The sequence below is a fragment of the Klebsiella sp. HMSC25G12 genome (assembly GCF_001807705.1).
In the GTDB taxonomy this organism is placed as follows: Bacteria; Pseudomonadota; Gammaproteobacteria; order Enterobacterales; family Enterobacteriaceae; genus Klebsiella; species Klebsiella variicola.
Window position 1 is genome coordinate 175131 of sequence record NZ_KV789891.1, and the last position, 22015, is coordinate 197145.

Annotated in this window: 14 protein-coding genes and 1 pseudogene; 12 read left to right on the forward strand and 3 right to left on the reverse strand. The window is 59.0% G+C overall.

Annotated elements, in window-relative coordinates; genetic code table 11:
• Nucleotides 1-318: 318 nt before the first annotated feature.
• The 6 genes from araB to rluA all read left to right on the forward strand — a co-directional run bounded on the left by araB (nucleotide 319) and on the right by rluA (nucleotide 10645).
• Nucleotides 319-2028 (forward strand): ribulokinase, encoded by a 1710-nt coding sequence (gene araB, locus HMPREF3096_RS14135; protein WP_012968947.1) that lies wholly within the window; start codon nucleotides 319-321, stop codon nucleotides 2026-2028.
• A gap of 10 nt (nucleotides 2029-2038) precedes the next feature.
• A complete protein-coding gene (gene araA / locus HMPREF3096_RS14140; protein ID WP_008807461.1) occupies nucleotides 2039-3541 on the forward strand; it encodes an L-arabinose isomerase in 1503 nt (500 codons plus the stop codon).
• 137 nt (nucleotides 3542-3678) lie between these two features.
• The gene (gene araD, locus HMPREF3096_RS14145) at nucleotides 3679-4374 is read left to right on the forward strand and encodes an L-ribulose-5-phosphate 4-epimerase (protein WP_012968949.1); all 696 of its coding nucleotides are present in this window, start codon (nucleotides 3679-3681) and stop codon (nucleotides 4372-4374) included.
• 148 nt (nucleotides 4375-4522) lie between these two features.
• Entirely contained in the window at nucleotides 4523-6880 is a 2358-nt protein-coding gene (gene polB, locus HMPREF3096_RS14150; protein WP_032731610.1) for a DNA polymerase II, read from the forward strand.
• Nucleotides 6881-7066: 186 nt separating this feature from the next.
• Nucleotides 7067-9973, forward strand: coding sequence for an RNA polymerase-associated protein RapA (gene rapA, locus HMPREF3096_RS14160; RefSeq protein WP_008807464.1), 2907 nt, complete (start codon nucleotides 7067-7069; stop codon nucleotides 9971-9973).
• Between the two features lie 12 nt (nucleotides 9974-9985).
• Nucleotides 9986-10645, forward strand: coding sequence for a bifunctional tRNA pseudouridine(32) synthase/23S rRNA pseudouridine(746) synthase RluA (rluA, locus tag HMPREF3096_RS14165; RefSeq protein WP_032731609.1), 660 nt, complete (start codon nucleotides 9986-9988; stop codon nucleotides 10643-10645).
• Nucleotides 10646-10687: 42 nt separating this feature from the next.
• On the opposite strand, the gene citX is transcribed toward rluA, so the two are convergent.
• Nucleotides 10688-11227, reverse strand: a complete 540-nt coding sequence (gene citX, locus HMPREF3096_RS14170; RefSeq protein ID WP_008807466.1) for a citrate lyase holo-[acyl-carrier protein] synthase — start codon at nucleotides 11225-11227, stop codon at nucleotides 10688-10690.
• A 179-nt stretch (nucleotides 11228-11406) separates the two neighbouring features.
• Entirely contained in the window at nucleotides 11407-12771 is a 1365-nt protein-coding gene (locus HMPREF3096_RS14175) for a 2-hydroxycarboxylate transporter family protein (RefSeq protein WP_008807467.1), read from the reverse strand.
• A gap of 323 nt (nucleotides 12772-13094) precedes the next feature.
• Here HMPREF3096_RS14175 and HMPREF3096_RS14180 point away from each other — a divergent pair.
• Together HMPREF3096_RS14180 and HMPREF3096_RS14185 are read left to right on the forward strand one after the other, a co-directional pair.
• Nucleotides 13095-14719, forward strand: a pseudogene (locus tag HMPREF3096_RS14180) (ATP-binding protein).
• Entirely contained in the window at nucleotides 14709-15407 is a 699-nt protein-coding gene (locus HMPREF3096_RS14185) for a response regulator (protein ID WP_008807469.1), read from the forward strand. Before HMPREF3096_RS14180 ends, HMPREF3096_RS14185 begins: the two are co-directional and overlap by 11 nt.
• Nucleotides 15408-15439: 32 nt before the next feature.
• Here the strand turns inward: HMPREF3096_RS14185 and djlA are convergent, their stop codons facing one another.
• Nucleotides 15440-16267, reverse strand: a complete 828-nt coding sequence (gene djlA / locus HMPREF3096_RS14190) for a co-chaperone DjlA (RefSeq protein ID WP_008807470.1) — start codon at nucleotides 16265-16267, stop codon at nucleotides 15440-15442.
• A 243-nt stretch (nucleotides 16268-16510) separates the two neighbouring features.
• Between djlA and lptD the strand changes: the two genes are divergently transcribed.
• From lptD to rsmA, 4 genes are read left to right on the forward strand one after another with little or no spacing between them, the layout of a single operon-like run.
• Nucleotides 16511-18859: an LPS assembly protein LptD gene (lptD, locus tag HMPREF3096_RS14195; RefSeq protein ID WP_008807471.1), complete on the forward strand. Its 2349-nt coding sequence runs from the start codon at nucleotides 16511-16513 to the stop codon at nucleotides 18857-18859.
• Nucleotides 18860-18913: 54 nt separating this feature from the next.
• Nucleotides 18914-20200: a peptidylprolyl isomerase SurA gene (gene surA, locus HMPREF3096_RS14200; protein WP_008807472.1), complete on the forward strand. Its 1287-nt coding sequence runs from the start codon at nucleotides 18914-18916 to the stop codon at nucleotides 20198-20200.
• Nucleotides 20201-20205: 5 nt separating this feature from the next.
• Nucleotides 20206-21195 carry a 4-hydroxythreonine-4-phosphate dehydrogenase PdxA gene (pdxA, locus tag HMPREF3096_RS14205; protein ID WP_032731608.1) on the forward strand — a complete coding sequence of 330 codons (990 nt, stop codon included), beginning with the start codon at nucleotides 20206-20208 and terminating at the stop codon, nucleotides 21193-21195.
• On the forward strand, nucleotides 21192-22013 hold the full coding sequence (gene rsmA, locus HMPREF3096_RS14210; RefSeq protein WP_008807474.1) for a 16S rRNA (adenine(1518)-N(6)/adenine(1519)-N(6))-dimethyltransferase RsmA: 822 nt from the start codon (nucleotides 21192-21194) through the stop codon (nucleotides 22011-22013). The genes pdxA and rsmA overlap by 4 nt, the downstream gene beginning before the upstream one ends.
• Nucleotides 22014-22015: the final 2 nt, after the last annotated feature.

A 22015-nucleotide genomic window follows, 5' to 3' on the forward strand; every position in this document is an offset into this window, starting at 1 on the left:
AGGTATTAATGACACCAATTGTCCATATTCATCATTTTATCGCTCTCGGCCCTGTCGCGACTGCGACGGCGGTGGGAATTTCGCTAAAAAGCCGCACGGTAAGCGAAAAAGCGCCAGCAGCGTGCATTCCACCGTGATATACCGGGTAACAAAAGTGTCTATAAATACGGCAGGAAAGTCCACATCGAATATTTGCACGGCGTCACACTTTGCGAGGTGACAGCAAAATAATCCATAAGATTAGCGAATCCGGCCTGACGGATTTTGCCGGGGATATCTACTGTTGCTGCATGAATGATTTCTGCATGGAGTAACAAGATGGCAATTGCGATTGGCCTCGACTTTGGTAGTGACTCAGTCCGCGCCCTGGCGGTGGAATGCGCGTCCGGCGCAGAGCTGGCGGCAAGCGTAGAGTGGTATCCGCGCTGGCGGGAAGGACAGTATTGCGATGGGGCTAACAACCGGTTCCGCCACCACCCGCGAGATTACATCGAGTCCATGGAAGCGGCGCTGAAAAGCGTGCTCGCTTCGCTGAGCGCCGAACAGCGCGCCGACGTCGTGGGCATTGGCGTCGACAGCACCGGCTCAACCCCGGCTCCCGTTGATGCCGAGGGCAACGTGCTGGCGCTGCGCGAAGAATTCGCTGACAACCCTAACGCCATGTTTGTCCTGTGGAAGGATCACACCGCGGTCGAGGAAGCCGAGGCGATCACCCGCCTGTGTCACCAGCCGGGCAAAGAGGATTACTCGCGCTATATCGGCGGTATCTACTCCAGCGAATGGTTCTGGGCCAAAATCCTTCACGTCACCCGCGAAGATAGCGCCGTCGCCCAGGCAGCCGCCTCGTGGGTAGAACTTTGCGACTGGGTGCCCGCCCTCCTCTCCGGCACCACCCGTCCGCAGGATCTGCGCCGCGGCCGCTGCAGCGCCGGACATAAATCGCTGTGGCACGAAAGCTGGGGCGGTCTGCCGCCGGCCAGCTTCTTCGATGAGCTTGATCCCATCATTAACCAGCATCTGGCCTGGCCGCTGTTCACCGATACCTGGACGGCCGATGTGCCGGTCGGCACGCTGAGCGCAGAGTGGGCCCAGCGTCTGGGTCTGTCGCAGACCGTGGCCATCTCCGGCGGCGCCTTCGACTGCCATATGGGCGCCGTTGGCGCCGGGGCGCAACCTAACGCGCTGGTGAAAGTCATCGGCACCTCCACCTGCGACATCCTGATTGCCGATAAAGAGAGCGTCGGCGAGCGCACGGTAAAAGGCATCTGCGGGCAGGTTGACGGCAGCGTGGTTCCGCACTTTATCGGCATGGAGGCAGGCCAGTCCGCCTTCGGCGATATTTACGCCTGGTTTGGCCGCATTCTCGGCTGGCCGCTGGAACAACTGGCTCAGCAGCAGCCGGCGTTGCGCGAGCAAATCAAAGCCAGCCAAAAACAGTTACTGCCGGCGCTCACCGAAGCCTGGGCCAATAATCCGTCCCTCGATCACCTGCCGGTGGTGCTCGACTGGTTCAACGGCCGCCGCACGCCGAATGCCAACCAGCGTCTGAAAGGGGTGATCACCGATCTTAACCTGGCGACCGACGCGCCGGCGCTGTTCGGTGGCCTCATCGCCGCCACCGCCTTTGGCGCCCGCGCCATTATGGAGTGCTTCACCGAGCAGGGGATCCCGGTTAACAACGTGATGGCCCTCGGCGGTATCGCACGGAAAAACCAGGTCATCATGCAGGCCTGCTGCGATGTGCTGAACCGCCCGCTGCAGATTGTCGCCTCCGATCAGTGCTGTGCGCTGGGGGCGGCTATCTTCGCCGCCGTCGCCGCCGGCGTCTATGACGATATTCCCGCCGCCCAGCAGCGGATGGCAAGCCAGGTGGAAACCACCCTGCAGCCACGCCCGGCGCAGGCGCAACGTTTCGAACAACTCTATCAGCGCTACCAGCAGTGGTCGGTCAGCGCTGAACAACACTATCTCCCTTCGGCTGCAAAGGCGGAAAAAGCCCCGCAATCTCAGGCAGCGCTCACCCATTAAGGATACGAAAATGACGATTTTTGATAACTATGAAGTATGGTTCGTTATTGGCAGCCAACATCTGTACGGCCCGGAAGCCCTGCGCCAGGTGACGAAGCATGCCGAACATGTGGTGAACAGCCTGAATGCGGAAGCCAAACTGCCGTGCAAACTGGTCCTTAAGCCGCTGGGCACCACCCCGGACGAGATCACCCATATCTGCCGCGACGCCAACTACGATGACAAATGCGCCGGGTTAGTGGTCTGGTTGCATACCTTCTCGCCGGCAAAAATGTGGATCAACGGCCTGACCATCCTCAACAAGCCGCTGCTGCAGTTCCATACGCAATACAATGCCGCGCTGCCGTGGGACAGCATCGATATGGACTTTATGAACCTGAACCAGACCGCGCACGGCGGCCGCGAGTTCGGTTTCATCGGCGCCCGTATGCGCCAGCAACACAGCGTGGTCACCGGCCACTGGCAGGATAAAGAAGCCCACCAGCGCATCGGCGGCTGGATGCGCCAGGCGGTCTCCAAACAGGATACTCGCCATCTGAAAGTGTGCCGTTTCGGCGATAACATGCGCGAAGTGGCGGTGACCGACGGCGATAAAGTCGCGGCGCAGATCAAGTTTGGCTTCTCAGTGAACACCTGGGCGGTCGGCGATCTGGTGCAGGTGGTCAACAGCATCAGCGACGGCGATATCAGCGCGCTGGTCGATGAATATGAAAGCAGCTACCGTCTGACCCCGGCGGCGCAGGTTCACGGCGAGAAGCGCCAGAACGTGCTGGACGCCGCGCGCATTGAGCTGGGGATGAAACGCTTTCTCGAGCAGGGCGGGTTCCACGCCTTTACCACCACCTTTGAAGATCTCCACGGCCTGAAACAGCTTCCGGGTCTCGCCGTGCAGCGCCTGATGCAGCAGGGCTACGGCTTTGCCGGTGAAGGCGACTGGAAAACCGCCGCTCTGCTTCGCATCATGAAGGTGATGTCAACCGGTCTGCAGGGCGGCACCTCCTTTATGGAGGATTACACCTACCACTTCGACAACGGCAACGATCTGGTGCTCGGTTCGCATATGCTGGAAGTGTGCCCGACGATCGCTACCGCCGAGAAACCGATCCTCGACGTCCAGCCGCTGGGTATCGGCGGCAAAGCGGATCCGGCGCGTTTGATCTTCAATACCCAGACCGGCCCGGCGATTGTCGCCAGCCTGATCGATCTGGGAGATCGCTTCCGTCTACTGGTCAATACCATTGAAACCGTCCCAACGCCGCACGATCTGCCGAAGCTGCCGGTGGCCAACGCTCTGTGGAAAGCGCAGCCGGATCTGCGTACCGCTTCGGAAGCCTGGATCATCGCCGGTGGCGCGCACCATACCGTCTTCAGCCATGCGCTGAACCTCGACGATATGCGCCAGTTCGCCGAGCTGCACAATATCGAGCTGACGGTCATCGACAACGATACCCGTCTGCCGTCCTTCAAGGACGCGCTGCGCTGGAATGAAGTGTATTACGGTTCAAAACGCTAAGAGGCCGTCCCCTCACCCTTTCCCTCTCCCCGTTGGGGAGAGGATACCGTCAGGGCGCCATGCCGCCTTTTTCCCTCTCCCGCCGGGAGAGGGTCGGGGTGAGGGATACCCGACTCGCCTGCTATTCGGAGCACACTATGTTAGAAGATCTTAAACGCCAGGTTCTGGAAGCCAACTTAGCGCTGCCGCAGCATAATCTGGTGACCTTAACCTGGGGCAACGTCAGCGCCGTCGACCGCGACCAGGGCGTTCTGGTTATCAAACCCTCCGGCGTGGATTACCGCGTGATGACCGCCGACGATATGGTGGTGGTCAGTCTGGAGACTGGCGAGGTGGTGGAAGGCAACAAGAAGCCCTCGTCGGATACCCCTACTCATCGCCTGCTGTATCAGGCCTTCCCGACGCTGGGCGGTATTGTGCATACCCATTCGCGCCACGCCACCATCTGGGCGCAGGCCGGGCAATCCATTCCAGCGACCGGCACCACCCACGCTGACTATTTCTATGGCCCGGTTCCCTGCACCCGGTTGATGACCGATGCGGAGATCAACGGCGAATATGAGTGGGAAACCGGCAACGTGATTGTCGAAACTTTCCGTCAGCAGGGAATCGACCCCGCGCAGATGCCCGGCGTGCTGGTGCACTCCCACGGCCCGTTTGCCTGGGGTAAGAATGCCGAAGACGCGGTGCATAACGCCATCGTGCTGGAAGAGATCGCCTATATGGGCATCTTCTGTCGCCAGCTGGCGCCACAGCTGCCGGATATGCAGCAGACGCTGCTAGATAAGCATTATCTGCGTAAGCACGGGGCCAAAGCCTACTACGGCCAATAATCACCCTGCTCGCCACCGTCTGGTAGCCCGGATAAGGCGCAAGCCGCAATCCGGGGCCACCTTAGCGCCGAATACCTGTATAAAATCCCAGCATCCATCATGAAACCAGGCTATAATCAGGCCTGGTTTTTTATCGGCGAGAATACCCGTGACCCAGCCACGAGCAGGTTTTTTACTCACCCGTCACTGGCGGGACACCCCGCAGGGCAGCGAGCTCTCCTTCTGGCTGGCCACCGACGACGGCCCGCTGCAGGTCACGCTGCCGCCGCAGGAGTCCGTTGCCTTTATCCCCGAAGCGCAGCAGGCGCAGGCTGAACAGCTGCTGCAGGGGGAGAAAGGCTTCCGCTTCGCTCCACTGACCCTGAGAGATTTCCACCGGCAGCCGGTTGTCGGCCTTTACTGTCGCGCCCATCGTCAATTGATGCGTCTGGAGAAGATGCTCCGCGACAGCGGCGTCACCGTCTACGAGGGTGATATCCGTCCGCCGGAGCGCTACCTGATGGAGCGCTTTATTACCGCCCCGGTGTGGGTGGAAGGCGAAACGCGCGGCTCGCAGCTGGTCAACGCGCGCATGAAACCGAACCCTGACTATCGCCCGCCGCTGAAATGGGTGTCGCTGGATATCGAAACCAGCCGCCACGGCGAGCTGTACTGCATCGGTCTGGAAGGCTGCGGCCAGCGGGTGGTCTACATGCTGGGCCCCGAACCGGAAACGCCGCCAGACGTCGACTTCGAGCTGGTCTTCATCGCCAGCCGTCCCCTGCTGCTGGAAAAGCTCAACGCCTGGTTTGCCGAACACGACCCTGACGTGCTGATCGGCTGGAACGTGGTGCAGTTCGATCTGCGGGTCCTGCAAAAGCACGCCGAGCGCTATCGTATCCCGCTGCGTCTCGGCCGCGGCAACAGCGAGCTGGAGTGGCGTGAGCACGGTTTTAAGAACGGCGTCTTTTTCGCCCAGGCCAACGGGCGGCTAATTATCGACGGCATCGACGCGCTAAAATCCGCGTTCTGGAACTTCTCCTCCTTTTCACTGGAGGCCGTGGCCCGCGAACTGCTGGGTGAAGGTAAAGCCATTGACAACCCGTGGGATCGGATGGACGAGATCGATCGCCGCTTCCATGAAGACAAACCGGCGCTGGCGATCTATAACCTGCAGGATTGCGAGCTGGTCACGCGGATCTTCCACAAAACGGAGATCATGCCGTTTCTGCTCGAACGGGCGACGGTTAACGGTCTGCCCGCCGATCGCCACGGCGGATCGGTGGCCGCCTTCAGCCATCTCTATTTCCCACGTATGCACCGCCTGGGCTACGTGGCGCCGAACCTCGGCGACGTCCCCCCGCAGGCCAGCCCCGGCGGCTACGTGATGGACTCCCGCCCCGGTCTGTATGACTCGGTGCTGGTGCTGGACTATAAAAGCCTGTATCCGTCGATTATTCGTACCTTTCTAATCGATCCGGTCGGCCTGGTGGAAGGCCTGGCGCAGCCCGATGATCAGCACAGCATCGAGGGCTTCCTCGGCGCCCGCTTTTCACGCGACAAACACTGCCTGCCCGGCATTGTCAGCCAGATCTGGCACGGCCGCGATGAAGCCAAACGCCAGCATAATAAGCCGCTCTCCCAGGCGCTGAAGATTATCATGAACGCCTTCTACGGCGTGCTGGGCACCAGCGCCTGCCGCTTCTTCGACCCGCGTCTCGCCTCGTCGATTACCATGCGCGGTCACGCGATCATGCGCCAGACCAAAGCGCTAATTGAAGCCAAAGGCTACGACGTTATCTACGGCGATACCGATTCCACCTTCGTCTGGCTGAAACGCCCGCATAGCGAAGCACAGGCAGCGGAGATCGGCCGCGAGCTGGTCAGCGACGTCAATGCCTGGTGGGCGCAGGAGCTTGGTAAAAGCCAGCTGACCAGCGCCCTGGAGCTGGAGTATGAAACCCACTTCTGCCGCTTTTTAATGCCGACGATCCGCGGCGCCGATACCGGCAGCAAGAAGCGCTATGCCGGGATGATTCAGGAGGGCGATGCCCAGCGCATGGTGTTCAAGGGGCTGGAGACGGTACGCACCGACTGGACGCCGCTAGCCCAGCAGTTTCAACAGGAGTTATACCTGCGCATCTTCCGCAACCAGCCGTATCAGGATTATGTGCGGGAGACTATCGCCAGGCTGATGAATGGCGAACTCGACAAGCAGCTGGTTTATCGCAAGCGCCTGCGCCGACCGCTGGCCGAGTATCAACGTAAAGTGCCGCCGCACGTGCGCGCCGCGAGGCTGGCGGATGAACACAACGTGAAGCTTGGGCGGGCGCAGCAGTATCAGCAGCGCGGCACCATCAAATACGTCTGGACCACCAGCGGCCCGGAGCCGGTGGATTACCAGCAGTCGCCGCTCGATTACGATCACTATTTAACAAAGCAGTTGCAGCCGGTGGCGGAAGGGATCCTGCCCTTCGTCAACGATGACTTTGCTACAATAGTGACAGGACAGCTGGGGCTATTTTAATTTTTTCTCACTCATTCCGCAGGCACAAAAGCCGAAAAATGAAGGGTGCGGAGGAGGTGACGAACGTTCCTCCATCCAGTAATATAGCGCCCTTTCCATTCCTGGCCCCAATTTTGACGCATCTCCGATTATTCATGGAGATGATCAACTATTGCCTGCAATTAAAGAACAAAGAGCCGAACACATATGCCTTTTACACTTGGTCAACGCTGGATTAGCGACACAGAGAGCGAACTAGGATTAGGGACGGTGGTAGCGCTGGATGCGCGCATGGTCACTCTCCTTTTCCCCGCCATCGGCGAAAACCGTCTGTACTCTCGCAACGATTCCCCGATCACCCGCGTGATGTTTAACCCGGGCGACACCATTACCAGCCATGAAGGCTGGCAGCTCCACGTTGACAAAGTGAATGAAGAGAACGGGCTGCTGTCCTACACCGGCACTCGCCTGGACACCCAGGAAGCGAACGTGACTCTGCGTGAAGTGCTGCTCGACAGCAAACTGGTGTTCAGCAAGCCGCAGGACCGCCTGTTTGCCGGTCAAATTGACCGTATGGACCGCTTTGCCCTGCGCTACCGTGCGCGTAAGTTCCAGAGCGAGCAGTACCGCATGCCGTGGAGCGGCCTGCGCGGCCAGCGCACCAGCCTGATCCCGCATCAGCTGAACATCGCCCACGACGTGGGCCGTCGTCACGCGCCGCGCGTCCTGCTGGCCGATGAAGTGGGCTTAGGTAAAACCATCGAAGCCGGGATGATCCTCCACCAGCAGCTGCTCTCCGGCGCCGCCGAGCGCGTGCTGATTGTGGTCCCGGAAACCCTCCAGCACCAGTGGCTGGTGGAAATGCTGCGCCGTTTCAACCTGCGTTTCTCACTGTTCGACGACGAACGTTACGCCGAAGCGCAGCACGATGCCTACAACCCGTTCGAAACCGAACAGCTGGTGATCTGCTCTTTAGACTTCGTGCGCCGCAGCAAACAGCGCCTGGAGCATCTGTGCGACGCCGAATGGGACCTGATGGTGGTCGACGAAGCGCACCACCTGGTGTGGAGCGAAGAGGCGCCGAGCCGTGAATATCAGGCCATTGAACAGCTGGCCGAGCGCGTGCCGGGCATCCTGCTGCTGACCGCGACGCCGGAACAGTTGGGGATGGAGAGCCACTTTGCGCGCCTGCGTCTGCTGGATCCAAACCGCTTCCACGATTTTGCCCAGTTTGTTGAAGAACAACAAAACTACCGCCCGGTCGCCGATGCCGTCGCCCTGCTGCTGGCGGGCAACACGCTGAGCGATAGCGAACTCAATACCCTTGGCGATCTGATCGGCGAGCAGGATATCGAGCCGCTGCTGCAGGCTGCCAACAGCGACCGCGAAGACGCTCAGGCCGCGCGCCAGGAGCTGGTCTCGATGCTGATGGACCGCCACGGCACCAGCCGCGTGCTGTTCCGAAACACCCGTAACGGCGTGAAAGGCTTCCCGAAGCGCGAGCTGCACACCATTCGTCTGCCGCTGCCGACCCAGTACCAGACGGCCATCAAGGTCTCTGGCATCATGGGCGCCCGCAAAACCGCGGAAGAGCGCGCGCGCGACATGCTCTATCCGGAGCAGATCTATCAGGAATTTGAAGGCGATACCGGCACCTGGTGGAACTTCGACCCGCGCGTCGAGTGGCTGATGGGCTATCTGACCAGCCATCGCTCGCAGAAGGTCCTGGTGATTTGCGCCAAAGCCGCCACCGCGCTACAGCTGGAGCAGGTGCTGCGCGAGCGCGAAGGCATCCGCGCCGCGGTGTTCCATGAAGGGATGTCGATTATCGAACGCGACCGCGCCGCGGCGTGGTTTGCCGAAGAAGACACCGGCGCGCAGGTGTTGCTGTGCTCCGAAATCGGCTCCGAAGGACGTAACTTCCAGTTCGCCAGCAACCTGGTGATGTTCGACCTGCCATTTAACCCGGATCTGCTGGAGCAGCGTATCGGCCGTCTCGACCGTATCGGTCAGGCGCACGATATCCAGATCCACGTTCCATACCTGGAAAAGACCGCGCAGTCGGTGCTGGTGCGCTGGTATCACGAAGGGCTCGATGCCTTCGAACATACCTGCCCGACCGGCCGCACCGTCTACGACAGCGTCCATGATGAACTGATCAACTATCTTGCAGCGCCAGAATCCACCGACGGCTTTGACGATCTGATCAAATCCTGCCGCCAACAGCATGACGCCCTGAAGGCGCAGCTGGAGCAGGGCCGCGACCGTCTGCTGGAGATCCACTCCAACGGCGGCGAGAAAGCGCAGGCGCTGGCGGAGAGCATCGAAGAGCAGGATGACGACACCAGTCTGATCGCCTTCTCGATGAACCTGTTCGATATCGTCGGCATCAACCAGGACGACCGCGGTGAAAACCTGATCGTCCTCACCCCGTCCGACCATATGCTGGTCCCGGATTTCCCGGGCCTGCCGGAAGACGGCTGCACCATCACCTTCGAGCGTGACGTGGCGCTGTCGCGTGAAGATGCGCAGTTCATCACCTGGGAACATCCGCTGATCCGCAACGGTCTGGATCTGATCCTCTCCGGCGATACCGGCAGCAGCACCATTTCCCTGCTGAAGAATAAGGCGCTGCCGGTCGGCACCCTGCTGCTGGAGCTGATCTACGTCGTCGAAGCGCAGGCGCCGAAGCAGCTGCAGCTTAACCGCTTCCTGCCGGCGACCCCGGTTCGCCTGCTGCTGGATAAAAACGGCAACAACCTCGCCGGCCAGGTGGAATTTGAAAGCTTCAACCGCCAGCTGAGCGCGGTCAACCGCCACACCGGCAGCAAACTGGTCAACGCGGTGCAGCAGGACGTTCACGCCATTCTGCAACAGGGCGAAGCGCAGATCGCCAAAGCGGCGCAGGGGCTGATCGACGCAGCGCGTAACGAAGCCGATGAAAAGCTGACGGCGGAGCTGTCGCGTCTGGAAGCGCTGAAGGCGGTGAACCCGAACATCCGTGACGACGAACTGGCGGCGATCGAAAGCAACCGTCAGCAGGTGATGGATGCGCTGGCGCAGGCCGGATGGCGTCTGGACGCGCTGCGTCTGATCGTCGTCACCCACCAGTAACGGAACGCGAACATGGCGATGGAAAACTACAATCCGCCGCAGGATCCCTGGCTGGTGATCCTGTATCAGGATGAGCACATCATGGTGGTCAACAAGCCGAACGGCTTGTTGTCCGTACCCGGTCGTCTTGAGGAGCATAAAGACAGCGTGATGACGCGCATTCAGCGCGACTTCCCGCAGGCCGAATCGGTGCATCGCCTTGATATGGCCACCAGCGGCGTGATTGTGGTGGCACTGAATAAAGCCGCGGAGCGTGAGCTGAAACGTCAGTTCCGCGAGCGCGAGCCGAAAAAACAGTACGTCGCCCGCGTCTGGGGCCATCCGCAGCCGGCGGAAGGTCTGGTGGATTTACCGCTGATTTGCGACTGGCCGAACCGGCCAAAGCAGAAGGTGTGCTACGAAACCGGCAAAGCGGCGCAAACCGAGTATGAGGTGCTGGAGTACGCGGAGGACAACACCGCCCGCGTGCGCCTGAAGCCGATTACCGGGCGCTCGCATCAGCTGCGCGTGCATATGCTGGCGCTGGGGCATCCGATCCTTGGCGACCGCTTTTACGCCACGCCGGAGGCGCTGGCGATGGCCCCGCGTCTGCTGCTGCACGCCGAGACGCTCACCATCACCCACCCTGCCTACGGCAACGCGATGACCTTTCGCGCGCCGGTCGACTTTTAGGATGTCCCCGGTAGCGCCTTGCCGCCGGGGAATACTGACCCGTTAGTCGCGGGCAAACCACGCATCAATCATCTGCTCAACGCGCGCCACGACGAGATCGGTGTCGTGGCGACGGCTGCGCGCGCAGGCGTGCGCCGGCTCATCACACAGCAGACAGCGGCGCTGCGACTCACCCAGCGACTGACGTCCCACCTGCCCGTTCTGTGGGCAGATCACATCGATATCCCACAGGCGTCCCAGCGGATGGCTCTGCTCCAGCGTGCTGCACATCGCTTTGATTTCGCTGGCCGGGTGCGCCACGCACCACAGCGCTTCGGGCCCGGTCGGCAACCACAGCACCTGACGATCCAGCGCTTGCCAGCGGTGCTTCCACAGCAGCTGGTCGCAGGCCTGGAGGGCAACGCCCATCATGTTGCGATAGCGAATGCTGTCTTTCACCGCCCCCGGGGTCACCAGGGTCAGGGAAATAACAGGCTGCTGATAATGGGCCAGCCAGTCAGCCTGGCGGGCTGCACGCTGCTCTTTCGCCGCCAGCAATGCATCGATGCTGACGCCCGCCTGGGCGGGAGTATCCACTGACATTAATTCCTCTCCTACATATGATAAATGCGACAGCGCCTGGGCTGTCATGATGATGGATGCGATAGCCGATCGCGCGCTGATTGTAACGCTAAATGCGGAGCATTTAGGATACAGAACGCAGATATTTTCTGCGTTCTGTAGCGGAAAATGGCAGATTTATCGCTTAGCGCAGCGTTTAATCACGCCAGATAGTGGCTGAGGAACAGCAGTCCCAGCGAGACATTTATCGCCCCGCCGATGCGGGTAGCGATCTGCGCGAACGGCATCAGGCTCATGCGGTTACCGGCGGTCAGGATCGCCACATCGCCGGTGCCGCCCTGCCCGCTCTGGCAGCAGGAGACAATCGCCACATCGATCGGGTGCATCCCTATTTTTTTACCCACAAAGAACCCGGTCGCCACCAGCGCCGAGACGGTACTGACGATCACCAGAAGGTTGGTCAGCGTGAAGGCGTTTACCAGTTCCTGCCACGGGGTGATCGCCACGCCGACGGCAAAGAGGATCGGGTAAGTCACCGCGGTGCGGAAGAATTTATACACCATCTGCGATCCCTCCTGCAGGCGTGGAGAAACCACGTTAGCCAGCTTTAACAGCACCGCGAGGAACAGCATGCCCACCGGCGCCGGCAGGCCAATCAGTTTGTGGCCAAGCATCCCCATCATATACAGCAGCACCGCCAGCAGCGCGCCGGAGGCCAGGGTCCCGACGTCGGTTTTGCCGCTCACGCCTTCGCTCTCGCCGAGGCTACGGGTTTCATTGCTGCGGTTCGGCATCAGTTGCCCTTCACCGGTGAGATGCGGGGAGCGCTTGCCGAGCTGGTTGAGGCAGCCGGAGATAACGATCGCCGTCAGACTGCCGAGCATCACCATCGGCAATATCCGGCCCAGCGCCACGCCCTGCTCCATATGCATCAGCGCGGCGTAACCCATTGACAGCGGGATCGCCCCTTCCCCCACGCCACCGGCCATGATCGGCAGCACGATAAAGAAGAACACCTGGAACGGCTCCATGCCCAGCAGCGTGCCGACGCCGATGCCCACCAGCATGCCAACCACTTCGCCACACAGCATCGGGAAGAAGATCTTCAGAAAGCCCTGAATCAGCGTGGTGCGGTTCATACTCATGATGCTGCCGACGATGATGCAGCAGATGTAGAGATAGAGGATATTGGTGGATTTATAGAATTTGGTGGTGGATTCCACGACCACATCCGGCAGCAGACCGTAGTGGACCAGCGCGGAAGGAATAAAAGTGGCGCAGATCGCCGCCGCGCCGAGTTTTCCCAGCACCGGCAGGCGCTTACCAAACTCGCCGCAGGCGAAGCCAAAGAAAGCCAGGGTGGCCACCATCACCACGATATCGCTCGGCAGTTTACCGCCAAGGCAGTCGAGGGCAATCAGCCCCCCGGCCAGCAAAAATAGCGGCAGCGGGACGATCCCTACCTTCCAGTTATCCATGATGTGCCACCAGCGCTGCTTCAGCGTGGTTTTCGGCGTATTGATCGGTTCAAGGGTTGCAGAGAATGCATTGTCTGTGGTGCTCATAAATTCAGCCCTGTCGTTATTATTCATTTTCAGCGTAAAGGGACAGCGGCGTCGTTAATGTGAAGCTCCCCAGATTAAAAAAGAAGTTTTAATGGTCACTATGGTTTTTATGGTTTCTATTCACGGAACCGCTAAGGGGTGATATATCTCTGATTTATTATTGTGGTTTTTATGGTTTTTATTCTCCCTGACGCGTTATTTCCACTGAGTCCCCCGCCGACAGCCAGCGCCTGCGCAGGCGATCACAACTTCTTCTTAACATTTACGTCACGTGACAGAAAAATGATAGAGTGCCGGTATGGTGAATACGCAGTACGGGACCTATGAAGCTCTCTTTTCAATATAAGCTGTTTATTTCGCTGGTCGCCTTTTTCTCGGTCCTCTTTATAGCGCTGGGCATTTATTATTATTTTGACGCCAGCCGCCAGCTGTATCAGGAGATGAGTGGCCGGGCCAAAATTCAGGCTGAAGAGATAGCCCTGATGCCAAATTTGCGTCAGCAGGTCAGCCAGCACGATCCGCAGGCGATCCGGGCGTTTATGCAGCAAATCGCCGCCCATAGCGACGCCAGTTTTATCGTCATCGGCGATCGGCAGGGCGTGCATCTGTTTCACTCCGTCCATCCGGAGTGGGTTGGTACGCGGCTGGTCGGCGGCGACAATCAGGCGGTGCTGGAGGGGCACTCCATCACCACCATTCGCAAAGGCGGCCTCGGCGTCTCACTGCGCAGCAAAACGCCCATCGTCGATGACGAGGGGCAGGTGATCGGCATTGTCTCCGTTGGCTACCTCACCAGCTATCTCGACAGCATCACGCTGACCAAAGTGATCAATATTTTTATCGCCGCCATCCTGCTGCTCATCGCCCTGTTTATCTTCTCCTGGTACTTTACCCGCAGCATCAAGAAGCAGATTTTTTCGCTCGAGCCGCGGGAGATAGGCCTGCTGGTACGTCAGCAAAAGGCAATGATGGAGTCGATCTTTGAAGGGGTGATCGTCATCGATCACCAGCGGCGCATTGAGGTGATTAACCATGCCGCCCGCAGCCTGCTGGGGCTCAGCCAGCCTGCCCGTCAGCTGCGCGGCCAGTCAATCGACAGCGTCATTTCGCCGCAGCCGTTTTTCGCCAGCGGCGACATGCTCGAGCGTGACACTCATGACGAGCTGTGCCGCTTCAACCAGCTGACCGTGCTCGCCAGCCGGGTGCGCATTATGCTGGAGAATACGCTGCAGGGCTGGGTGATCACCTTCCGCGACCGCAACGAAATCAATGCCCTCACCGCCCAGCTCAGCCAGGTGAAGCCTATGTCGACAACCTGCGCATCATGCGCCACGAGCAGCTCAACCGGATGACCACCCTCTCCGGTCTGCTGCATATGGGTCACTATGACGAAGCGATCCGCTATATTCAGGCCCAGTCGGAGCATGCCCAGGAGCTGCTGGACTTCATCTCCTCGCACTTCCACTCGCCGACACTGTGCGGCCTGCTGTTGGGCAAAGCGACCCGCGCCCGCGAAAAAGGCGTGGTCCTGAGCTTCGACCCGGCCTGTCGTATCGATCGTCCGCTGCCGTCGCTAAAGGAATCCGAACTGATCTCCATCATCGGCAACCTGCTGGATAACGCCATCGAAGCCACGCAGCGCGCCGAGCTGCCGCACGAGCCGGTGGAAGTGCTGATTCAGCTCAACGCCCGGGAACTGATCATCGAAGTGGCTGACCGCGGCGTCGGCATTCGTCCCGATATTCGCGACCGCATTTTTGAACGCGGCGTGACCACCAAAACCCGTGGCGATCACGGCATTGGTTTGTATCTTATTGAACATTATGTCACTCAGGCGGGCGGCACCATCGAAGTCGCCGACAACGCGCCGCGGGGAACCATCTTCACCCTGTTTATCCCGGCCGACGCCCCCGCCTGTCCGCAAACGGAGGCCCACAATGCATCATGACCTGGTCGATGTGCTGATCATTGAAGATGAGAGTGAGCTGGCGCGCCTGCACGCCGAGCTTGTGCAAAAACACCCGCGACTGCGGCTGGCAGGCATGGCGGCCTCCCTCGCTCAGGCGCGGCAGTTGCTCCACGCCAGTCCGCCGCAGCTGGTGCTGCTGGATAACTATTTACCGGACGGCAAAGGCGTCACGCTGATGACCGACCCGGTGCTGGCAACCACCCATTGCTCAGTGATCTTTATCACCGCCGCCAGCGATATGGAAACCTGCAGCCTGGCCATCCGCAACGGCGCCTTCGACTATATCCTTAAGCCCGTCTCCTGGAAGCGGCTGAGCCAGTCGCTTGAGCGCTTTATCCAGTTTTACGATCAGCAGCGGGAATGGAAAATCGTCGATCAGCAGAACGTCGATTCTCTCTACCAACTGCAGGCGAAGAACTTCCGCGTGGATAGCGGCAGTAAGGGCATTGAAGAGAAGACGCTGGCGCTGGTGCAGGGATTGTTTAGCGGCCGGGAAGCACACTGTTTTTCCGTCGATGAGGTGGTCAGCGCCGCCGGGCTCAGCAAAACCACCGCCCGGCGCTATCTGGAACACGGTGTCGAGACCGGCTTTCTGGAAGTGGAGATGCTGTATGGAAAAATCGGCCATCCGCGGCGGCTGTACCGACGCGCACAGCCTAAAAACTAAAACCCCTCGCCGGACGGGAGGGGCGGGAAAACTCAGAAGCCGCGCTGCTCTTTGATCAGCTCCCAGGCCTTCTGGATCTCCTGAGCTTTCTGTTTGGCCATCTCCATCATCTCCGGCGGCAGCCCTTTCGCCACTAGCTTGTCCGGATGATGTTCGTTCATCAGCTTACGATAGGCGCGCTTCACCGTCGCCGCGTCATCGGTCGGTTTCACCCCCAGCACATTGCAGGCATCTTCGAGGGTTGGCCCGCGCTGCGCCTGCTGCCAGCCGGCATTGCCGCCGTGCTGACCATACGATTGCTGCTGCGAACCGCCGCCAAACTGGGCGCCGCCCTGCATCATCCGCAGGAATTGATCGAACTGGGCGCGGGAGATGCCAAGCTCGTCAGCGATGACGAACAGCACTTCACGTTCGTTGGGGTGCAATTCGCCGTCAGCGAACGCCGCCTGCAGCTGAATTTCCAGAAACATCCGAATCAGATCGAAGCGCCCAAAGCAGACGCTGCGCAGCTGACGCATCTTCTCGCGCAGCGGATAGTTGTCGGCCTTGCCGTCGCGAAACGCCTGCTGCGCCGCCGTACGCGATGCGCCGTGCAGGTTCATGCGATCCATCAGCACATTGGCGACATGAATATCAGCTTCGGTGACGCGACCCTTGGATTTGGTCAGATGCCCCATCACTTCAAAGGTGGTGGAAAAGAAGAGCGACTGGCGTTCCTGTTGATTGGCGAAGAGATTCAACCGGCGACTGCGCGCCCGGTCAAACATATGGCCCACCAGGAAGCCGAGCACGACACCCCAAAACCCACCGCCCATCAGCAAAGCCACTGCCACGCCAATCACTTTACCCAAATACTGCATAGACTCCCCAACTGTTTATCGCCGTTAAGCTCGAATATGACCGCACGTTACCCGGCACTCGCGCCTCGGTCAATTGTGGGACATAGCCTATAATTTGCTTTATCATACTCGTCATTCAACAGGGTGCCTAACGCTCGGGCTCGAAACGGGCAGGATTAACACTAGCGTGATAATGTTGAGTAAGTTAGGCTCTGACCGTTTGCAAGCCGCTGCCACAAGATGATGGAACAATAAATACAACGTATGAAAAAACGTATTCCCAGCCTCCTGGCTACGATGATTGCCAGCGCCTTGTATAGCCAACAAGGCCTCGCTGCCGATCTCGCAACGCAATGTATGCTTGGCGTGCCAAGCTTTGATCGTCCGCTCGTGGAAGGGCGGCCTGGCGATCTGCCGGTGACGATTAACGCCGATCATGCGAAGGGCAACTACCCGGATAATGCCGTCTTCACCGGCAACGTCGATATTAACCAGGGGAACAGCCGCCTGCGTGCCGACGAAGTGCAGCTGCATCAGCAGCAGGCCGCGGGCCAGGCGCAACCGGTGCGAACGGTGGATGCGCTGGGCAACGTCCATTACGACGATAACCAGGTGATCCTCAAAGGGCCTAAAGCCTGGTCAAACCTGAACACCAAAGATACCAACGTCTGGCAGGGCGATTATCAAATGGTCGGACGCCAGGGACGCGGCACGGCGGACCTGATGAAACAGCGCGGCGAAAACCGCTATACCATTCTGGAAAACGGCAGCTTTACCTCCTGTCTGCCGGGCTCCGACACCTGGAGCGTCGTGGGCAGCGAAGTCATCCACGACCGTGAAGAGCAGGTTGCCGAGATCTGGAACGCCCGCTTTAAGCTGGGCTCAGTACCGATTTTCTACAGCCCTTACCTGCAGTTGCCGGTGGGCGACAAACGTCGTTCCGGTTTCCTGATCCCGAACGCCAAATACAGTACCAAAAACGGTGTGGAATTCTCCCTGCCGTACTACTGGAACATTGCGCCGAACTTCGATGCCACTATCACCCCGCACTATATGAACAAACGCGGCGGCGTGATGTGGGAAAACGAATTCCGCTACCTGACCCAGCTCGGCAGCGGCTTAACTGAATTCGACTACCTGCCGTCGGATAAAGTCTACGAAGACGATCATTCGAGCGACAGCAACAGCCGCCGCTGGCTGTTCTACTGGAACCACTCCGGGGTTATCGATCAGGTATGGCGTCTGAACGCTGACTACACCAAGGTCAGCGATCCTGACTACTTCAACGATTTCAGCTCGAAATATGGTTCCAGTACCGACGGCTATGCGACGCAGAAATTCAGCGCCGGTTACGTCAATCAGAACTTTGACGCGACGGTATCGACCAAGCAGTTCCAGGTCTTTGACCGGGAATCGAGCAACTCCTACTCGGCTGAGCCGCAGCTCGACATCAACTACTACCAGAACGATGTCGGCCCGTTCGATACCCATCTGTACGGTCAGGTCGCCCATTTTGTTAACTCGAATAACAACATGCCGGAAGCGACCCGCGTTCACCTCGAACCGACGATCAACCTGCCGCTGTCCAACGCCTGGGGCAGTCTGAATACTGAAGCCAAGCTGCTGGCGACCCACTACCAGCAGAGCAACCTCGATAAGTACAACGCCGCCAACGGCACTGACTACAAAGAGTCTGTCAGCCGCGTAATGCCGCAGTTTAAAATCGACGGTAAAATGGTCTTTGAACGCGACCTGCAGGAGGGATTCACCCAAACGCTGGAACCGCGCATGCAGTATCTGTACGTGCCGTACCGCGATCAGAGTGAAATCGGTAGCTACGACTCCACGCTATTGCAGTCGGACTACACCGGCCTGTTCCGCGACCGTACCTATAGCGGTCTGGACCGCATCGCGTCAGCCAACCAGGTCACTACCGGCATCACCTCTCGCGTGTATGATGCCGCCGCCGTGGAACGTTTTAATATTTCCGTTGGTCAAATCTACTATTTCACCGAGTCACGCACCGGTGATGACAACATCAACTGGGAGAACAACGACACCACGGGTTCACTGGTATGGGCCGGCGATACCTACTGGCGCATCGCCGATGACTGGGGTTTACGCGGAGGGATCCAGTACGACACCCGTCTGGATAACGTCGCCACCGGTAACGGCACCATTGAATACCGTCGCGATGAAAACCGCTTAGTCCAGCTTAACTATCGTTACGCCAGCCCGGAATATATTCAGGCTACACTGCCTTCATATTCCACGGCGGCACAATATAAACAGGGTATTTCGCAGGTGGGGATGACCGCCAGTTGGCCGATCGTCGATCGCTGGTCCGTGGTCGGGGCATACTACTTCGATACCAATACCCGGAAAGCAGCAAACCAGATGTTGGGTGTTCAGTATAACTCCTGCTGCTACGCCATCCGTCTTGGCTACGAACGTAAAGTCAACGGCTGGGATAGCAACAACAACGGCGGCGAGAGCAAATACGACAACACCTTCGGAATCAATATTGAATTGCGCGGTCTGAGCTCTAACTACGGCCTCGGCACCCAGCAGATGCTGCGTTCGAACATTTTACCGTACCAGAGCTCCCTGTGATGCGGCTGGTTTACAACATCGTCCGCATTTGCGGTTAATTGAAATGGAAAAAGTATGAAGAACTGGAAAACGCTGCTTCTCGGTATCGCCATGATCGCGAATACCAGTTTCGCTGCCCCTCAGGTGGTCGATAAAGTAGCGGCCGTCGTCAATAATGGCGTCGTGCTGGAAAGCGACGTCGATGGTTTGATGCAATCAGTTAAGCTCAATGCGGGTCAGGCTGGCCAACAGCTGCCGGATGACGCGACACTGCGCCATCAAATCCTCGAAAGACTGATCATGGACCAGATCGTATTGCAGTTGGGGCAGAAGATGGGCGTGAAGGTCTCTGACGACCAGCTCGATCAGGCCATCGCCAACATCGCCAAACAAAACAACATGACCATGGATCAGATGCGCAGCCGTCTGGCCTATGAAGGCATCAACTACAACACCTACCGTAGCCAGATCCGCAAAGAGATGCTGATTTCGGAAGTGCGTAACAATGAAGTGCGTCGCCGTATCACCGTGCTGCCGCAGGAAGTCGAAGCGCTGGCAAAACAGATTGGCGACCAGAACGATGCCAGCACCGAGCTTAACCTGAGCCACATCCTGATCCCGCTGGCGGAAAACCCGACCGCGGATGAAGTTGCCGCAGCTCAGGAGCAAGCAAATGCCATCGTTGAACAAGCGCGCAACGGCGCTAACTTCGGTAAACTGGCCATCACCTACTCCGCTGACCAACAGGCGCTGAAGGGAGGCCAGATGGGCTGGGGTCGTATCCAGGAGCTGCCTGGTATTTTCGCCCAGGCGTTAAGCACCGCCAAAAAAGGGGATATCGTCGGCCCGATCCGCTCTGGCGTCGGCTTCCACATTCTGAAAGTCAACGACCTGCGCGGCGGGACTCAGAACATCTCCGTCACCGAAGTGCATGCCCGTCATATTCTGCTTAAGCCGTCGCCGATCATGAATGATGCCCAGGCCCAGGCCAAGCTGGAACAGATCGCGGCTGACATTAAGAGCGGGAAAACCACCTTCGCCAAAGCGGCGAAAGCGTTCTCTGAAGATCCGGGTTCAGCAAACCAGGGCGGTGATTTAGGTTGGGCGACGCCGGACATCTTCGATCCGGCATTCCGCGATGCGCTGATGCGTCTGAACAAAGGGCAGACCAGCGGACCGGTGCACTCCTCCTTCGGCTGGCATCTGATCGAACTGCTGGATAGCCGTCAGGTCGACAGAACCGACGCCGCGCAGAAAGATCGTGCATACCGCATGCTGATGAACCGCAAATTCTCTGAAGAAGCGGCAACCTGGATGCAGGAACAGCGCGCCAGTGCGTATGTTAAAATTCTGAGCAACTAATATCGATGCCTGAAACCCGTAAAGTTGTCATCACTCCCGGCGAACCCGCCGGGATTGGCCCTGACCTGGTCGTGCAGCTTGCCCAGCGCGACTGGCCAGTTGAGCTGGTGATCTGCGCCGACGGCGCCTTGTTAACTGACCGAGCCCAGCGGCTCGGTCTTCCTTTATCTCTCCTCCCATACGATCCTGCGCAACCGCCCGTTCCGCAGCGCGCCGGTACGCTGACGCTGCTTAATGTACCGCTGAACGTCCCGGCGGAACCCGGCGTGCTGAACGAGCGAAACGGCGCCTATGTCGTGGATACGCTGGCGCGCGCCTGCGACGGCTGCCTTAGCGGCGAATTTGCGGCGTTAGTGACCGGCCCGGTGCACAAAGGCAACATCAACGACGCCGGCATCGCCTTCACCGGTCATACCGAGTTCTTCGAAGAGCGCGCGAAGGCCAGCAAAGTGGTGATGATGCTGGCGACCGAGGAGCTGCGGGTGGCGCTGGTGACGACCCATCTGCCGTTGAAAGCCATCAGCGAAGCGATAACGCCCGAGCTGCTGCGCGAGATCATCACCATTCTCGATCACGACCTGCGCACGAAATTTGGCATTGCCCAGCCGCATGTGCTGGTTTGCGGGCTTAACCCGCACGCTGGCGAAGGCGGCCATATGGGAACAGAAGAGATAGACACCATCATTCCGGTGCTGGAAGAGATGCGTGCTAAGGGGATGAACCTCAGCGGTCCGCTGCCGGCAGACACCCTCTTTCAGCCCAAATACCTTGACCATGCCGATGCGGTACTCGCGATGTACCACGATCAGGGCCTGCCCGTGCTAAAATACCAGGGCTTTGGCCGTGGCGTGAACATTACGCTCGGTTTACCTTTTATTCGTACCTCCGTCGACCACGGCACCGCACTGGAATTAGCGGGTCAGGGAAAAGCGGACGTCGGCAGTTTTATCACGGCGCTTAATCTCGCCATCAAAATGATTGTTAATACCCAATGAATAATCGAGTCCATCAGGGCCATTTAGCCCGTAAACGCTTCGGGCAGAACTTCCTCAACGATCAGTTTGTGATCGACAGCATCGTCTCGGCGATTAATCCGCAGAAAGGCCAGGCGATGGTTGAAATCGGCCCGGGTCTCGCCGCGCTGACCGAACCGGTCGGCGAACGTCTTGACCAGCTGACCGTTATCGAACTGGACCGCGATCTGGCGGCTCGCCTGCAGACGCACCCGTTCCTCGGACCGAAGCTGACCATCTATCAGCAGGATGCGATGACCATGAACTTCGGCGAACTGGCGGAGAAAATGGGCCAGCCGCTGCGCGTCTTCGGCAACCTGCCGTACAATATCTCGACGCCGCTAATGTTCCATCTGTTCAGCTATACTGATGCCATTGCCGATATGCACTTTATGCTGCAGAAAGAAGTGGTCAATCGTCTGGTTGCCGGGCCGAACAGTAAGGCGTATGGTCGGTTAAGCGTGATGGCGCAATATTATTGCCAGGTGATCCCGGTACTCGAAGTGCCGCCGAGCGCGTTTACCCCGCCGCCTAAGGTCGACTCCGCGGTGGTTCGCCTGGTGCCGCACCGCACCATGCCGTATCCGGTAAAAGAGGTCCGGGTACTGAGCCGCATCACCACCGAAGCCTTCAACCAGCGCCGTAAGACCATCCGCAATAGTCTCGGCAATCTGTTTAGCGTTGAAGTGTTGACCGAGCTGGGCGTCGACCCGGCAGTGCGTGCGGAAAATATTTCTGTAGAGCAGTACTGTAAGATGGCCAACTGGTTATCCAACAATCTGCCTTCGAAGGAGAGCTAACC

Bases quoted from the DNA above. Each gene is read 5' to 3' on its own strand.
- citX (WP_008807466.1), bottom strand. From the start codon at position 11,227: ATGTCAGTGGATACTCCCGCCCAGGCGGGCGTCAGCATCGATGCATTG.
- lptD (WP_008807471.1), top strand. From the start codon at position 16,511: ATGAAAAAACGTATTCCCAGCCTCCTGGCTACGATGATTGCCAGCGCC.
- surA (WP_008807472.1), top strand. From the start codon at position 18,914: ATGAAGAACTGGAAAACGCTGCTTCTCGGTATCGCCATGATCGCGAAT.
- djlA (WP_008807470.1), bottom strand. From the start codon at position 16,267: ATGCAGTATTTGGGTAAAGTGATTGGCGTGGCAGTGGCTTTGCTGATG.
- rluA (WP_032731609.1), top strand. From the start codon at position 9,986: ATGGCGATGGAAAACTACAATCCGCCGCAGGATCCCTGGCTGGTGATC.
- araA (WP_008807461.1), top strand. From the start codon at position 2,039: ATGACGATTTTTGATAACTATGAAGTATGGTTCGTTATTGGCAGCCAA.
- araD (WP_012968949.1), top strand. From the start codon at position 3,679: ATGTTAGAAGATCTTAAACGCCAGGTTCTGGAAGCCAACTTAGCGCTG.
- araB (WP_012968947.1), top strand. From the start codon at position 319: ATGGCAATTGCGATTGGCCTCGACTTTGGTAGTGACTCAGTCCGCGCC.
- rapA (WP_008807464.1), top strand. From the start codon at position 7,067: ATGCCTTTTACACTTGGTCAACGCTGGATTAGCGACACAGAGAGCGAA.
- rsmA (WP_008807474.1), top strand. From the start codon at position 21,192: ATGAATAATCGAGTCCATCAGGGCCATTTAGCCCGTAAACGCTTCGGG.
- HMPREF3096_RS14175 (WP_008807467.1), bottom strand. From the start codon at position 12,771: ATGAGCACCACAGACAATGCATTCTCTGCAACCCTTGAACCGATCAAT.
- pdxA (WP_032731608.1), top strand. From the start codon at position 20,206: ATGCCTGAAACCCGTAAAGTTGTCATCACTCCCGGCGAACCCGCCGGG.
- HMPREF3096_RS14185 (WP_008807469.1), top strand. From the start codon at position 14,709: ATGCATCATGACCTGGTCGATGTGCTGATCATTGAAGATGAGAGTGAG.